Raw genomic sequence first — 14,658 nt, forward strand, 5'->3', positions numbered from 1 at the left:
GCCGGTGCGGGCCGTCAAAGTGGACCAAGGCTGATCACTGTCCGGCTACGGTCCGGATGCCGTCCGTACTGTCCGGAACAGTGCCGGACACGCCGGACGCCCGTCGGCCATCCCTTGTGGACACCTATAGATCGATTTAAGTTTGTCTCCGTGATCCGAGTGGACTCCGGCAACGGCGGCGCGCCGGCCGCGCGCAACGCGGAAGCATTCGTGGCCGAGCTCCGCCGCCTCCGCGCGCGGGCCGGCGATCCGTCCTTCCGGCATCTCAGTCGGCTCGCCGCCGGCCAGCGCCCGGCGGATCCGCTGCCACCGAGCACGATCTCCGACGTGCTCGCCGGCAAACGCCTGCCTCGCCTGCCCCGCCTCGAGTTCGTCGAGGCGTACGTGGCGGCCTGCCTGACCGCGGAGGGCCGGGACGAGCCCGGCATCACCGCCGAGCTCGCCCAGTGGCGGGCGCTGTGGCGCTCGCTGGCGACGCCGGAAAAGCTGGAGGAGCAGGCCGATTCCGTACGATCGGAGCAGCCTCCGCGGCGTCGCCGGCTCACTCTGCTCACCCTGGCGATCGTGGTGTTCCTCGCCGGCCTGGGCGCCGGCGTCGCGGGCACCTTGGGCTGGACCGGCCGGCACCGGGCCGTAGCGGACGCGGCGGCCGCTCCCGACACCTGCGTCCCCGCCGGAGCGGCGCCGCCGACCGGCCAGGACGTCCTGCGACTGCCGTCCCCGGGCCGGAAAACCGGCTCCTGGTGGGTCAACGACACCACCGCGGCCACCCTCAGCACCGACGGCCGGCGGTTCCGGGCCGACGTCACCGCGGGCACCTCACGCCCCGGCGACCTCATCATCGTCAAGAGCGACGTCACCCTGGTGCGGGGTCGCGCGTACGCCCTCGCCTTCACCGCCGCCGCCGACCGCGCCACCACGATCCGGGTCCGCGTGCAGGACAGCCAGCCGCCGGCCTACCAGGCCTCCCACGACCGCGAGGTGTCGGTGGGCCGGGACACCTGCCACCACCATTACCGGTTCGTCGCCCAGAAGAGCAGCAGCCATTCCGAGCTCACGTTCCAGGTCGGCGGCCGCCCCCACGACTTCCAGCTGCACGTCAGCAACGCGGCCCTGGTCGCCGTCCCGGCCTGACCCGCCGAAACTCGAGTTAGGCGCCGTATCCGCCGTCGATCCTCAGTACCGCGCCGGTGACGTAGGAGGCCTCCGGGCCGGCCAGGAAGACGACGCCCGCGGCGATCTCCTCTCCCCTGCCGTAACGCCCCATCGACGTTGTCGGAAGGAACACGGCTGCGGCCGGGCCGTCGGCGGGGTTGGCATCGGTGTCCACGAATCCGGACTGGATGACGTTGACCGTGACGCCCCGGCCCGCCAAGTCGCGGGCCACGCCCCGGCTGAAGCCCTCGAGAGCCGACTTCGTCGCCGTGTAATAGGCCATCCCGGGGAACCCGGCCCGCGTTCCCACACCCGAGCTGATGCTGATGATGCGCCCGTCGTCAGGCAGCAGCGGCAACGCCTCGCGGATCGCGGCTGCCGGGCTCCTGTAGTTGGCGGTGAGCTGCCGCTCGATGGCGGCCTCGTCCGGATCGGCGTCGTCGATGCGGCCGCCACCGCCGATGCCCACGTTGTTGACCAGGATGTCGAGCCGTCCGAACCGCTCGGCCACCTGATGGATCAGGCCCACCGCCTGCGTCACGTCCGCCTGGTCGGCCCGGAACGCCGCCGCGCGCACTCCCTTCGCTTCCAGGTCGGCGACCACGGCCTTGGCCCGGTCCTCGGCGGCTACGTAGCTGATCGCGACGTCGGCTCCCTCGCCGGCCAGCGCCAGCGCGATCGCGGTCCCGATCCCCCGCGATCCGCCGGTCACGATCGCCACTTTGTTGTCCAGCTTTCCCACTGTTTCCCACTTCCCGATCCAACGAGTTCTTGACTGTTCGGTCCACATTAAGAGTAGTGGACCGAACGGTAAAGAACCCGTATCCTGGATCGCATGGCACGACCGCGAGGGTTCGACGAGAAGCAGGTGCTGGACGCCGTCCGTGATCAGTTCTGGGACGCCGGTTACGCCGCGACCTCGCTGGAGGACCTCATGCGGGTCAGCGGGCTCGGAAAAGGCAGCCTGTACGCGGCGTTCGGGGACAAGCACCAGCTCTTCCTCCGGGCCCTGCACAGCTACACCCACGACAACCACGACCACCTCCGCCAAGCCCTCGCCGAGGCGCCCCGGGCCGTGGACGCCCTACGCAAGATCCTCGAGCCAGGCACGCGGCGCGGCTGCCTGATGGCCAACAGCACCCTGGAACTCGGCAACGCCGATCCCGAAGTCCTCGATCACGCCCACCGCACGTACGAGACGTCCACCGCGCTGATCGGTGACTGCGTCGCCCGCGCCCAGCGCGAGGGCGACCTGCCCGCCGGAGCAGATCCGATCGCACTGGCGCGGGCCCTCCTGGCCGCACAACAAGGACTGCTGTTCATGAGCCGGACCGGCCTGGACGCGGCCACACTCACTGCCACGGCACGATCACTCGCGGACCAGCTCCTGAAGGCGCAGTCCTGAAGCGCACGGCTGGGCCTGACCCTCCATGTTGTACCTTGCCGACGACGTGCGTGACCGTGCGAAAGAAGATCGGTGCGACCACAGATGATGAAGTCGTGGCGGGTGGCCGGGGCCGGAGTGTGGGCGGTCGCGGTCAGCGTCACGGCGCAGTGGCTTGCCTGGCAGGCCGGGCAGGACACGGTCAGGACGGCCGGGGAACATCCCGGCGGCGGGGCCGCGGTCGCGTACGGCGCGCTCGGCGCGGTACTGGCCGCGATGCCGGCCGTGCTGCTGACGGTCCGCCGGCGGGACCCGGTGGCCCGGGTCTGGGTGTGGGCGGCGGCGGCAGGCCTGGCGCTCGGCACGGCCCGGTTCGTACCGGTTCCCGATCACGAGCTCTACCTTTCGGTCCTCGCCGCGCTGGCCGCTCTGGGCGCGTTCATCGCGCGGAACCGCCGGCCGGCCGAACACCGGAGCGTCCCCGCCGCGATCGTCGCCGGGGTGGCACTGCTGCTGCCCTGGTTGTGGGTGGGCGCGCTCGGTGGGCCCGTCGAGACGGCGCTGGCGGTGGTCGCGGCGGGCGCGGTCGGGTGGCTGGCGGCGGCGGTGCTCGCTCCGGCGTACCCCGGGAATGGTTTGGTTCTCGGTGTTGGTCTGATTCTGATCGCCGCTGGTGTGGGCCAGCCAGGTTCGAGCCTGGCGGTGTCCGCGCTGGCCCTGGCCGGGTTCGCGGTCGCCCGGATGCGCGGGCGGGTGGCGGTCGGGGTGCTGACCGGATTGGGCGTGCTCGGGCCGCTGGCGTTCGTCGGCCCGGAGGAGGTGACCGTGATGCTGACCGGGCGGGACGTGCCGATCTGGACCGCGGTCGCCGGGGTGGCGACAGCCGTGATCGCGGTCATGGTCGGCGTGGTCTTCCGCTTCTGGACTCCCGGGCGACGGTACGCGGCGGCGCTGCTGCTGCTCGGCACGGTGGTGCATGTCGGCGCCGGGCAGCCGGGGTTCCACGGCGACCGGCTGTTCGTGATCCTCGCCGACCAGGCCGATCTGTCCTCCGTCGACACTTCACGGATCGGCCCGTCCGGCCGGGCCGCGCGGACCAGCGAGGTGCACGACCGGCTGGTGGCGCAGGCCGAGCGCACCCAGGCCGGTCTGCGCCGCGATCTGGACCGCCTCGGGATCGGCTACACCCGGTACTACCTGATCAACGCGCTGGAGGTGGAAGCCGGCCCGTGGCTGCGGCCCTGGCCGGAACGTCGAGCCGATGTCGGCCGGGTGCTGCTCAGCCCCCACCTGCGGCCCCTGCCGCGGCCACGCGAGACCGGCGGCGGCCCGGTCGGCTCAGCGCCCGGCGACGGCTGGAACATCACGGCGATCGGGGCCGATCGGGTCTGGTCCGAGCTGGGGATCCGCGGCGCCGGTGTGGTCGTCGGCGCCTCCGACAGCGGGGTGGACGGCACCCATCCGGCGCTGTCGGCGAACTTTCGGGGAGGCGACGACTCCTGGCTGGATCCGTGGAACGGCACCCGGGTTCCGGTCGATCACGGCGGCCACGGCACCCACACCACCGGCTCGGCGGTGGGTGGCGGTGGTATCGGGGTGGCGCCGGACGCCCAATGGGTCGGTTGCGTGAACATGGACCGCAATCTGAGCAGCCCGGCCCGCTACCTGGACTGCCTGCAGTTCATGATGGCGCCGTTCCCCGCCGGCGGTGATCCGATCGCGGACGGGCGGCCCGGACGTGGTCCGCAGGTGCTGACCAACTCGTGGAACTGCCCGGTGGTCGAAGGCTGCGACCTGGCGACGTTCACCCCGGCCACCGCCGCGTTCGCCGTCGCCGGGACATTCGTGGTCGCCTCGGCCGGCAACGGCGGGCCCGGCTGCGCGACGGTGAATCTGCCGCCGGGGCCGTACCCGGATGTGGTCACCGTCGGCGCGACCGACCACGCGGGTGCGGTGGCGGCGTTCTCCAGCCGGGGGCCGGGCGCCAAGCCGGACCTGGTCGCACCGGGCGCTCGGATCCGGTCCGCATTGCCGGGCGGCGGGTACGGCGAGATGTCCGGTACGTCGATGGCGGCGCCGCACGTCGCGGGGGTGGTGGCGCTGATGTGGTCGGCGGTCCCGGCGCTGATCGGCGACCTGCCCCGGACCCGGGCACTGCTCAGCTCCACAGCGACGCCCGTCACCGGCCCCGCAGCCGGATGCGATGCGGCCGGCGCCGGCATGGTGAACGCCCCGGCGGCAGTCCACGCCGCCCTGGGGCTGGATCTCGAGGCGACGTCCGGTTGAGTCGCCGGATGACACCCACGCCGGCCTCCGTCAGCCAGGCTCGATGTTGGGGATGGGGGTACCGAGTTCCCAGAACCTGTTGATCGCTTCCCAGTACTTCGCAGACAGGGGGCGGAGCCAAGGCCGGAACGCCTCCGGGTCAACGCCCCGCGAGGTGACGGTTTGCATCTGCATACCTTCGAGATAGCCGATCACGCCCAGTTTGTAGACGTACGGATCGCCATGAAGGATCAGATGCTCGATGTAGTCGAAGGCGGCATCGAACTCGCTCGTGTCGCCCGCTGCGACCTGAGGCCGTCACGCGGCCCAGAAAACCGTGCACTGCCCCTCGGCTGCGGCTGTCCGGTAGAACCCCACCAGCAGGAGGTAGGCCAGCGCGAGCCTGTCTCGGATGGCGCGCGCTCTTCCCTCGTCGACGGGGCTGACAACCGGCTCGAGCGCCGGACCCGGCGCCTCGGCTTCGAGCAGCGGCCGCAGATGCACCTCCAACGCCCCGAACGGTGTCACCGCCAAGTGTTCCGCGGCCGCCTTGACCTGCTCCGCGGTCAGGGACAGCCCGAAGTCACAGCGCTCATCAGGAAAGGGCGCTCCGCCGGTGACCGGGTTGAGCGGAAAGCCCGCCCGGTCCATGAGTTCCGCGAGCCTTCTCCACTCCCGGTCGAGGTCCAGCATGTCGCTGAGCACGCTGACCCGGTCCCAGGCGTTCTCCGGGCCGGCCTTGATCTCCTCCAGGTGCGCCGGCGGCATCCGGCGGAACTCCCCCAGCACACTCACGCCATCGCCTCGATCTCCGCCTTCAGTGATCGGTCAGCTCCTTGGCCAAGTGGTCGATCACGGCGCGGGCGTCATCCTCTATGCCGTTGATGAACGATGAGCGGCGGCGGCGCAACATCGGCAAGCCCAAGGCGTACAGGCCGGGTGCATCGACCACGCCGCCCTCATGACGTAGGCGGCCCTTCTCGTCGACGACCGGGACGTCCAGCCAGCTGTAATCGGGGCGGAAGCCGGTGGCCCAGATGATGGTGCTGATCTCGCCGCTGCTCAGGTCGAGCTTGAGGCGGGTCGAGGCGGGCACGGCAGTCGGCTCGAAGTCCGGCGAAGGAGAAAGGCCGGCCCACTCGTCGAAGCCGGTCAGCAGGCGCTTCATCTTCAGGTCGGCCAGCGAACATACGTTGCGCAAGCCGCCCGAGAACAGGGCCACCCCGTCGCGGACCGCGGCCAGGCGGCCCACCAGCTCGACGCCCAGGCCGGTCAAGGTGTTCAGGTCCAGCGTGTCTCGCGTGGGGCTTCCGATCAGTTGCGGTGACGGCAGGCGGCGCGCCCTGTTCAGGTCGTCCACCTCGTCCCAGCGCTGGTCCCACACGCCGGAGGCGTCCATCCACCACAGGACGTCGCGGTCCCGGTACAACCTCGGGAGCCGGACGTGCTCGCCGACCGACAGGACCACCGGGCGGCCGGATCGCTGGATCTCGGCCGCCAGCTGTACGCCAGTAGCCGAGGCACCGACCACGAGCACGCCGCCTTCGGGCAGGGCGGACGGCCCCCGATAGCCGAGCGGTGTCAACTGCGTCAGGGCCGGCGGCAACGACGTACGGAAAGCGGGGGTTGTGGCTTTGTTCGAGGCCCCGCTGGCGATGACGACGGACCGGCAGTCGATCTCGCCTTGACTCGTGGTGACCCGGTATCCGTCGCCGGACGGCCGCACCGACGACACGTCGCAGGAAGTGCGCACGGGGGCGTCGATGACCCGGGCGAAGCGCGACACCAGGGACGCGACCTCGCCCGACGTCATGTAGCCGTCCGGATCGGGGCCGTCGTAGTCGAGGCCGGGCAGGCGGCTCAGCCAGTTCGGGGTGAGCAGCCGCAGCGAGTCCCAGCGTTCGCGCCGCCACGAGTTGGCCACCTCGCCCCGTTCCAGGACGACGTGATCGACCGAGCGGCCGGTGAGGAAGTGGCTCGCCGCCAGGCCGGCATGACCGGCGCCGACGACGACCGTGGTGACGCGTTCGATGATCCGGCCCGCCTCAGGCGACTTCGACGGTGACGTTCGTCGGGTTGGTCAAGGCGTCGTAGACCGCCGAGCGCTTCTGCGACTGGGCGACCAGGGCCTCGATCTCCTCCTTGGAGGCGTCGGCGTCGATGTTGAAGGTGACCTTGACGTCGTTGAAGCCGTTGCGGACGTCGCTGTCGGCGCCGAGGATGCCGCGGATGTCGTGGGCGCCCTCGACCGTCGACTCGATCGAGCGGACCTGGATGCCCCGGTTCTGCGCGACCGAGGCCACGCCGGCCGTCAGGCAGCTGGCCAGGCCCACGAGCAGGTATTCGATCGGGGTGATGCCGTTGTCCTCGGCCGCGAAGACCTCGGGGTGGTCGGCCGAGAAGACCGACTCCTTCTTGTGGGTCTGCTCCTGGCCGAGGCCGAAGAACTTCTGCACGGTGGCGGTGCTGTGCACGCCCTTCTCCCACTTGGAGGTGGCGCGCCAGGTGAACTGGGCGGCCTCGGGGGCGCCCTTGAGAACCTCGCGCGCCTCGAGCAGCGCCTGCACGTTCACGCCGTTGTCGACTACGGTCATGATCCAAATGCCCCTTTCAATATAATCCCGATAGGGATTCCCGACAAACATACTGGCCTGCGCAGACGGCGTATAGATAGCATCTCCCGCATGGTGAGGCCCTTGACCGTCGAAACTCAGTTCTTGGATCTACCGGGGTCTCTGCCGCTCGACAGCGGCCGCGAGCTGCGCGAGGTCCGGGTGGCGTACGAGACGTACGGCACCCTGTCCGAAAATCGTGACAACGTCATTCTCGTCTGTCACGCCCTCAGTGGAGACGCTCACGCTGCCGGATATTCGACAACGGCCCCGGCCGCGGGCACCCGCGACGGCTTCGCGGCGGAGAGCCGTGACGGCTCCCAGGGCAAGGCCCTGGGCTGGTGGGACGGCATGATCGGGCCCGGGAAGGCGTTCGACACCGACCACTATTTCGTCGTCTCGACCAACCTGCTGGGCGGCTGCCGGGGCAGCACCGGGCCGTCGTCGGTAGACCCGGGGACCGGTAAGCCGTACGGGTCCGACTTTCCCGTCATCACCGTGGCCGACATGGTTCGGTGCCAGCGGGCGTTCCTCGACGAGCTCGGCATCGAGCGGCTGGCCTCGGTCGCGGGCGGATCCCTGGGCGGCATGCAGGCGCTCCAATGGGCGGTCGAATACCCCGAGCAGGTCGACTCGATCGTGGTGATCGCCTCCACGCACGGGTTGCACCCGCAGGGCATCGCCTGGAACGCGATCGCCCGCGAGTCCATCCGGCGCGACCCGGCCTGGCAGGGCGGCCACTACTACGGCACCGGCCGCAAGCCCGACGGCGGCATGGGCGTGGCCCGCATGGTCGGCCACATCACCTATCTCTCCGCGCCCGCTCTGGAGGAGCGGTTCGCCCGGCGGCTCCAGTTCGCCGACGACATCCGCTACACGATCGACCAGCCCGAGTTCGAGGTCGAAAGCTACCTCGACCATCAGGCGGAGTCGTTCGTGAAGCGGTTCGACGCGAACACGTACCTCTATCTGTCGAGAGCTTTGACCTATTTCGACCTGACCCGAGGGCACAAAACGCTCGCCGACGCGGTAAAAGGCGTCAAAGCCCGCGTCCTGCTGATCGCCTTCAGCTCGGACTGGCTCTATCCGCCCTCGGCGTCCGAGGAGATCGCGGCCGCGCTGCCGGCGAAACCCGAGTTCCACGTCATCGACGCCCCGTACGGGCACGACTGCTTCCTGCTGGAGGAAGCCCGGCAGACTCCGATCGTCCGCCGCTTTCTGAATCTGGAGTCCAAGTGATCGAGGAAGCCCACGAGTTCGGATTCGAGACCCGGCAGCTGCACGCCGGGCAGCGGCCCGACCCCAACACCGGCGCCCGCGCGGTGCCGATCTTCCAGACGTCGAGCTACGTCTTCGAGGATCCCGAGTCGGCGGCCGCTTACTTCAATTTGCAGGAGTACGGCAACACGTACTCCCGCATCATGAACCCGACCACGGCCGTCTTCGAGGAGCGGGTGGCCAACCTCGAGGGCGGCTCGGGCGCGGTGGCGTTCTCCAGCGGCATCGCGGCCCAGGCCGGCGCCCTGTTCACCCTGCTCCAGCCGGGCGACCACGTGGTCGCCTCCTCGGCGCTCTACGGCGGCACGGTCAACCAGCTCAAGCACCTGCTCCGCAAGATGAACGTGGAGCTGACCTGGGTCGACCCGGACGACCCGGACGCGTGGCGCAAGGCCGTGCAGTCGAACACGAAGGCGTTCTTCGGCGAGACCATCGGCAACCCCGGCGGCAACGTGCTCGACCTCGAGACCGTGGCCGGCATCGCCCACGAGCACGAGCTGCCGCTGATCGTCGACAACACGTTCGCCACGCCCTATCTGTGCCGCCCGATCGAGTGGGGCGCGGACATCGTCATCCACTCGGCGACCAAGTTCATCGGCGGTCACGGCACCAGCATCGGCGGCGTGGTGGTCGAGGCCGGCACGTTCAACTGGTCGAACGGGCGCTTCCCGGTCGTGGCCGACCCGTCACCGGCGTACCACGGCCTGCAGTTCCATGAGACGTTCGGCGAGTACGGCTACCTGATGAAGCTGCGCGCCGAGACCCTGCGCGACCTGGGCGGCACCATGTCGCCGTTCAACGCCTTCCTGTTCCTGCAGGGCCTGGAGACGCTGTCGCTGCGCATGGAACGGCACGTCCAGAACGCGCTGAAGATCGCCGATTTTCTTCAGCGGCACCCGCTCGCCTCCAACGTGAGCTACCCCGGGTTGCCCGGCAGCAAGTACGCCCCGCTCGTCGAGAAATATCTGCCGAAGGGCGCCGGCGCGGTGTTCTCCTTCGACGTGGCCGGCGGCCGCGACGGCGGCCAGGACCTCATTCGCGGCGTCACCCTCTGGTCCCACCTGGCCAACGTGGGCGACGCCAAGAGCCTGATCATCCACCCCGGCAGCACGACACACCGCCAGCTCAGCGATGAGGAGCTGACCGCGGCCGGCGTCGGCCCGGGCACGGTACGCCTGTCGGTGGGCACCGAATCCGCCGACGACCTGATCTGGGACCTGTCCCAGGCGTTCGAAGGGCTGAAGAAATGACCGACCTCGCGCAGTACCAGGACGTGAAGGACATCCAGCGTGTCCTGCACACGTCGAAGACGATCGCGATCGTCGGCCTGTCGAACAACCCGCTGCGGGCCAGCTACTTCGTCGGCTACTACATGAAGCGGCACGGCTACAAGGTCATCCCGGTCAACCCGCGGGAGTCCGAGATCCTGGGCGAGACCAGCTACAAGAGTCTGCAGGACGTCCCCGAGCCGGTCGACGTGGTGAACGTCTTCCGCGCCCCGAGCGCCGTACCGCAGATCGCCACGGACGCCGTCGCCGTCGGCGCCAAGACCCTGTGGTGCCAGTTCGGCGTGATCAGCCCCGAGGGCGCGCAGACGGCCACCGACGGCGGCCTGACCGTCATCATGGACCGCTGCCTGAAGGTCGAGCACGCGCGCTACGTCGGCCGGATGAACTGGCTCGGCTTCAACACCAAGAGAATCACCGCGGTCCGTACGGGGCTGCAGTGAGCTCCCCGTTCCGGACGATCGCCGCCTCGATTCTCAGCAGCAGGCCGGCCACCGTCAGGATGCCCGCCAGAAATCGCCACGCGTCGTAGTCGCTGTCCCACAACAGCACGAGCCAGACGAGGCCGGCCAGGGCTGCGACGGTGCCGACGGCCCGCACAGTACGGCTGTTGCTCTGTTCCACGGCGGGAAGTGTAGGGACCCGCCGAGGCTCGTGGTGTGCTGGACTGGGTGGCATGCTGATGCGTCCCGCGGAACTGGAGGCGATCCGGGCCGGCGAGGTCGACGTGGCGTTCCGGCGCTGGGAGCGGCCCCTGGTCAAGGTGGGCACCCGGATGCGGACCGCGGTCGGGCTGGTCGAGGTCACGTCGGTCGATCGTGTGCCGGTGAGCAGGCTGACGGCCGCGGACGCCCGCCGGGCCGGGGCAGCCTCGCTGGCGGCGCTGCGGCAAGGGCTGGACCGGGTGCATCCCGAGCGGCCGGTGTACCGGATCGGGCTCCGGTACGCCGGCGTGGATCCGCGGCTCGCGCTGCGGGAGGCGGTGCCCGGCGAGGCGGAGATCGAGGCGATCGGGGCGTGGCTCGACCGCCTCGACCGTGCCTCGGCGAGCGGGCCGTGGACCCGGGCCACGCTGCTGCTGATCGACGAGCTGCCGGCCACCCGGGCGCCCGACCTGGCGCAACGAATGGGCCACGACACCGTCTCGTTCAAACAGAACGTGCGCAAGCTGAAGGAGCGCGGCCTGACCGAGTCGCTGGACATCGGCTATCGGCTCTCGGCCCGTGGCGCCGCTGTCCTGGACCACTCCCGGCCGGGCAGCAGCCGAACCGCACCGGAACCAGGCATCCCCCTGCCCCACCTCGGCGCGCCCGCGACCCGCGCCCTCAGCGCACGCGGGGTGGTCCGGCTCGAGCAGGTGGCCGAGCTGAGCGCGGGCGAGGTGCGGGCCCTCCATGGGGTGGGGCCCTACGCACTGCGCCATCTGCGGGCGGCGCTGGACGCGGCCGGCCTCGCCTTCCGCGACGATTCCGACGCCTCACCGCCCTGATCATCTTCTTCGTGAACGCGCACTGGTCCTCATGGCCGGCGGGGAGGGACGGGCAGGCGGCGCAGCGCCCGATGCTCCCCCACTCGCGCGTGGTCGAGCCGATGAGGCCGGTCCACGATGGCCTCCCACGGATCACGGCAGCGGCGGCGAGCCGGGGCGAACGCGGCCCCGCAGGACCCAAACGGCGGCGAGCCGAGGCGGAGGCCGCACAGCAGGACCCAAACGGCGGCGAGCCGAGGCGGAGGCGGCGCGGCAGGATCAGGGCGGCGGCGGGCCGGAGCGGAGGCGGCGCGGCAGGATCAGGGCGGCGGCGAGCCGGGGCGGAGGCGGTGCGGCAGGATCAGGGCGGCGGCGAGCCGGGGCGGAGGCGGCGCAGCAGGATCAGGGCGGCGGCCGCCGAGACGGGCTCGCCCAGGGCCAGCGCCACCCACACGCCGGTCGTTCCGGTGTGGGCGAGCGCCACCACCAGCGGCGCCTTGATGGCGAGCAGGGTGCCGACCGAGATGGTGTACGACAGCGCGGGCCGGCCCAGCGACTGGCTGTAGGCCGAGATGAGCGGGGCGACTCCGGCCGCGACGAAACCGATGGCGATGATCCGCAGCGCGTCCCGGGCGGTCGCCGCAGTCTCACCGTCGGGCAGGAACAGCGCCACGAGCGGACCGGCGAACACCGCGACGACGGCCGCCATCGCGGCGCCGTAGATGACCGTGGCTCGCAGCGACAGGGTCTTGGCGCGCCGGACCCGGTCGTGCTGCCCGTTTCCGGTGTTGTAGCCGACGATCGGCTGCAAACCCTGACTGATGCCCAACTGGGGCATGGCCACGAAGGTCTGAAGACGAGCGCAGACCGCGTACGCGGCAAGGGCCACCGCTCCCCCGGCCGCCGACAGAGTGTTGTTGACCAGCACCGCGAGCAGAGTCGCACCAAACCCGGCCAGGAACGACGGCGCGCCCACGCCGATCAGGGCGCGCACGGCCGGGCCGTGCGGGCGCAGGTCGGCCGCCCCGATGCGATAGGGCCGCTCGCGCTGGAGGAAGAAGAACCAGATGCTCATCGCCGCCGACACCGCCTGCCCGCCGACCGTGCCCAGGGCCGCCCCGCGTACACCCCAGCCCAGGCCGAAGATCAGTAGCGGGTCGAGGGTGATCTGCACCAGCACCGGGACCACCCACAACATCGTGGAGAACCGCAGCCGGCCCTCGGCCCGGACCAGGCTGGAGAAACCGGTCGACACGAGCGCCCCGCACAGGAGCACGATCGTGTAGTCACGGGTCAGGCCACGGGTGGCGTCCTCCGCACCGAGCGCGGTCAGCAACGGCTCGATACCGAACAAGCCGACCGTCGTGACCAGAACGGCGGCGATCCAGAAGACCGCGAACGCGTTCCCGGCGGCCCGGGCCGCGCCCGCCGGATCACCCGCCCCGAGCCGGCGCGAGACCAGCGACGCGCCACCCGCGCCAACCGTGGTCGACACCGCGCCGAGCACGAGCAGGACCGGGGCGGCCAGGTTCACCGCGGCCATCGCGTCCGCGCCGACGCCGCGGGCCACGAACCAGGCGTTGGTCAGCGCGTAGATCCCGTACACGCCGACCGACAGCGTGGTCTGCGAGCAGGTGTGCCACAGCAGCCGCCCGACCGGGCGGCTGCCGAGCATCGCCGCGCTCAGCGACTCTCCCGGAACAGCGCCATCACCTCGTGCAGGCGTTCGCGGGCCCAGTCGTACTGCTTGGTGTCGGTGTGGCCCCGGTAGTCGGTCTCGATGATCATGATGAGGATCAGGTACAGGGTGTAGAGCTTGCGGCGCTGCCGTTCGGTCGCCGTGAGCTCGGGGTGGCCGTAACCGCGCATGAACGCCGCCGGGTCGCCGAACGCGGGCAGGTCGATCGCGGTGAAACCGGCCTCGATGAGCGGGTCGCCGTAGAACGCCCGCTCATGGTCGATGATCGCGACGATCCGCCCGTCGCGGATCATGACGTTGCTGTCCCACAGATCCCACTCGACGAAGCGCGGCTCGCTCACCTCGTCCAGGCAGTCTTCGCTGGCGGCGATCACGTCACGGACCACGGAGCAGGGGTAGCCGAGGTCGACATCGCGACGTTCACCCGAACCCGGGGCGATCTTGACCACCACGCCGGCGCCGTCACGCAGGCGGATCCGGTACGCAACGTTGAACCAGCCGTGGCCCATCTCCTCGGCCCAGTCGTCACCGTCCGGCGCCTGCCCCGGCCCGCACGCCCGGGTGATGCTCTCCATCGGTCTCCCAACTGACACGTTTAAGCGAGCTTACCGGCACTGCAGAGCGCCATGGGCTGGGCAAGATGAGGGCCATGTGCACTCAAACCCATCATCTGCCCGGTATCAGCCGTCGCGTGGCCTTGTTCGGAGGGGCGGCGGCCGTCGCCTCCGTGGCCGTGGCCACGCCGGCCGAGGCAAGCGGGCGCGGCGGCCTCCTCGACCTCACCTATCCCCTGACTACCGGCTTTCCGGCGTTCTCGCCCGGCGAGGAGGCCCGGCGCCGGACCGTCGCCACCATCGCCGGCGACGGCTACTACATGCAGGAGTGGACCACCGTCGAGCACATCGGCACCCATGTCGACGCGCCGGTGCATTTCACGGCCGGCGGGCGTACGGCCACCGAGCTGCGGCCCGATGAGCTGATCCTGCCCGCCGTGGTCGTCGACATCGCGCGCAAGGCGAGGAACGACCCGGACGCCGTCGTCACCGTTGACGACCTCAAGGCGTACGAGCGCCGCTACGGCCGCATCCCGGACGGAGCCGCGGTGTTCATGTATTCGGGGTGGGGCGCCAAGGTCGGCGACCCCGGCGCCTACCGCGGCACGGACGCCAAGGGCGCCCTGCACTTTCCCGGTTTCGGTCTCGACGCGTGCGAATGGCTTCTGCGGCACCGCCGGATCCGCAGCCTCGGCGTCGACACGCTCAGCATCGATCCCGGGGTCTCGTCGACCTTCGACACGCATCTGGCCCTCACCGGCGCCGACCGCTACGGCGTGGAGAACCTCGCCAACCTCGACCGGCTCCCCCGGCGGGGCGCGACCGTCTTCGTGGGCCTGATCCCGTACGAGGAGGGCTCCGGCGGCCAGGCCCGGGTCCTGGCGATGAGATGAGATAAATCCTATTGGCTCTAGAGGAAATGAGGAGAACGGCCTACGCTGGCCCCCTGTATGCAGC

15 protein-coding genes and 1 pseudogene are annotated in these 14,658 nt (G+C 70.5%); 8 read left to right on the top strand and 8 right to left on the bottom strand.

Annotated elements, in window-relative coordinates:
- The first annotated feature begins 150 nt into the window (after nucleotides 1–150).
- Nucleotides 151–1,134 carry a carbohydrate binding domain-containing protein gene (locus ACFY36_RS31415; protein ID WP_499749528.1) on the top strand — a complete coding sequence of 328 codons (984 nt, stop codon included), beginning with the start codon at nucleotides 151–153 and terminating at the stop codon, nucleotides 1,132–1,134.
- A gap of 16 nt (nucleotides 1,135–1,150) precedes the next feature.
- On the opposite strand, the gene ACFY36_RS31420 is transcribed toward ACFY36_RS31415, so the two are convergent.
- Nucleotides 1,151–1,867: an SDR family oxidoreductase gene (locus ACFY36_RS31420; protein ID WP_499749529.1), complete on the bottom strand. Its 717-nt coding sequence runs from the start codon at nucleotides 1,865–1,867 to the stop codon at nucleotides 1,151–1,153.
- A 123-nt stretch (nucleotides 1,868–1,990) separates the two neighbouring features.
- On the opposite strand from ACFY36_RS31420, the gene ACFY36_RS31425 reads away from it, so the two are divergent.
- Nucleotides 1,991–2,560, top strand: a complete 570-nt coding sequence (locus ACFY36_RS31425; RefSeq protein WP_499749530.1) for a TetR/AcrR family transcriptional regulator — start codon at nucleotides 1,991–1,993, stop codon at nucleotides 2,558–2,560.
- An 87-nt stretch (nucleotides 2,561–2,647) separates the two neighbouring features.
- Nucleotides 2,648–4,825 (top strand): S8 family serine peptidase, encoded by a 2,178-nt coding sequence (locus tag ACFY36_RS31430; protein WP_499749856.1) that lies wholly within the window; start codon nucleotides 2,648–2,650, stop codon nucleotides 4,823–4,825.
- Nucleotides 4,826–4,855: 30 nt separating this feature from the next.
- Here the strand turns inward: ACFY36_RS31430 and ACFY36_RS31435 are convergent.
- The 4 genes and pseudogenes from ACFY36_RS31435 to ACFY36_RS31450 all read right to left on the bottom strand — a co-directional run.
- Nucleotides 4,856–5,101: pseudogene (locus ACFY36_RS31435) on the bottom strand (DUF7674 family protein); the annotation flags it as partial.
- A 21-nt stretch (nucleotides 5,102–5,122) separates the two neighbouring features.
- Nucleotides 5,123–5,599 (bottom strand): DUF1877 family protein, encoded by a 477-nt coding sequence (locus ACFY36_RS31440; RefSeq protein WP_499749531.1) that lies wholly within the window; start codon nucleotides 5,597–5,599, stop codon nucleotides 5,123–5,125.
- Nucleotides 5,600–5,621: 22 nt separating this feature from the next.
- Nucleotides 5,622–6,839 carry an NAD(P)-binding domain-containing protein gene (locus ACFY36_RS31445; protein WP_499749857.1) on the bottom strand — a complete coding sequence of 406 codons (1,218 nt, stop codon included), beginning with the start codon at nucleotides 6,837–6,839 and terminating at the stop codon, nucleotides 5,622–5,624.
- 10 nt (nucleotides 6,840–6,849) lie between these two features.
- Nucleotides 6,850–7,398, bottom strand: coding sequence for an OsmC family protein (locus tag ACFY36_RS31450; RefSeq protein ID WP_499749532.1), 549 nt, complete (start codon nucleotides 7,396–7,398; stop codon nucleotides 6,850–6,852).
- A 102-nt stretch (nucleotides 7,399–7,500) separates the two neighbouring features.
- On the opposite strand from ACFY36_RS31450, the gene metX reads away from it, so the two are divergent.
- The 3 genes from metX to ACFY36_RS31465 are packed head-to-tail and all read left to right on the top strand — an operon-like array spanning nucleotide 7,501 to nucleotide 10,423.
- Complete coding sequence (metX, locus tag ACFY36_RS31455) at nucleotides 7,501–8,655, top strand: homoserine O-acetyltransferase MetX (RefSeq protein WP_499749533.1); 1,155 nt, start codon at nucleotides 7,501–7,503, stop codon at nucleotides 8,653–8,655.
- Entirely contained in the window at nucleotides 8,652–9,944 is a 1,293-nt protein-coding gene (locus tag ACFY36_RS31460; RefSeq protein WP_499749534.1) for an O-acetylhomoserine aminocarboxypropyltransferase/cysteine synthase family protein, read from the top strand. The genes metX and ACFY36_RS31460 overlap by 4 nt, the downstream gene beginning before the upstream one ends.
- On the top strand, nucleotides 9,941–10,423 hold the full coding sequence (locus ACFY36_RS31465; protein ID WP_499749535.1) for a CoA-binding protein: 483 nt from the start codon (nucleotides 9,941–9,943) through the stop codon (nucleotides 10,421–10,423). Before ACFY36_RS31460 ends, ACFY36_RS31465 begins: the two co-directional genes overlap by 4 nt.
- Here ACFY36_RS31465 and ACFY36_RS31470 read toward each other — a convergent pair.
- On the bottom strand, nucleotides 10,395–10,604 hold the full coding sequence (locus tag ACFY36_RS31470) for a hypothetical protein (protein WP_499749536.1): 210 nt from the start codon (nucleotides 10,602–10,604) through the stop codon (nucleotides 10,395–10,397). The two genes, ACFY36_RS31465 and ACFY36_RS31470, sit on opposite strands and share 29 nt — an antisense overlap.
- Before the next feature lie 52 nt (nucleotides 10,605–10,656).
- Between ACFY36_RS31470 and ACFY36_RS31475 the strand changes: the two genes are divergently transcribed.
- Nucleotides 10,657–11,469, top strand: a complete 813-nt coding sequence (locus ACFY36_RS31475; protein WP_499749537.1) for a hypothetical protein — start codon at nucleotides 10,657–10,659, stop codon at nucleotides 11,467–11,469.
- Between the two features lie 340 nt (nucleotides 11,470–11,809).
- Here ACFY36_RS31475 and ACFY36_RS31480 read toward each other — a convergent pair whose 3' ends face one another.
- On the bottom strand, nucleotides 11,810–13,123 hold the full coding sequence (locus tag ACFY36_RS31480) for an MATE family efflux transporter (protein ID WP_499749538.1): 1,314 nt from the start codon (nucleotides 13,121–13,123) through the stop codon (nucleotides 11,810–11,812).
- Nucleotides 13,124–13,131: 8 nt separating this feature from the next.
- Nucleotides 13,132–13,722, bottom strand: a complete 591-nt coding sequence (locus ACFY36_RS31485) for a phosphotransferase family protein (protein WP_499749539.1) — start codon at nucleotides 13,720–13,722, stop codon at nucleotides 13,132–13,134.
- Nucleotides 13,723–13,838: 116 nt separating this feature from the next.
- On the opposite strand from ACFY36_RS31485, the gene ACFY36_RS31490 reads away from it, so the two are divergent.
- On the top strand, nucleotides 13,839–14,594 hold the full coding sequence (locus ACFY36_RS31490) for a cyclase family protein (protein WP_499749540.1): 756 nt from the start codon (nucleotides 13,839–13,841) through the stop codon (nucleotides 14,592–14,594).
- The last annotated feature ends 64 nt before the right edge of the window (nucleotides 14,595–14,658 follow it).

The sequence above is a fragment of the Actinoplanes sp. NPDC000266 genome (assembly GCF_042899005.1).
GTDB lineage: Bacteria > Actinomycetota > Actinomycetes > Mycobacteriales > Micromonosporaceae > Actinoplanes.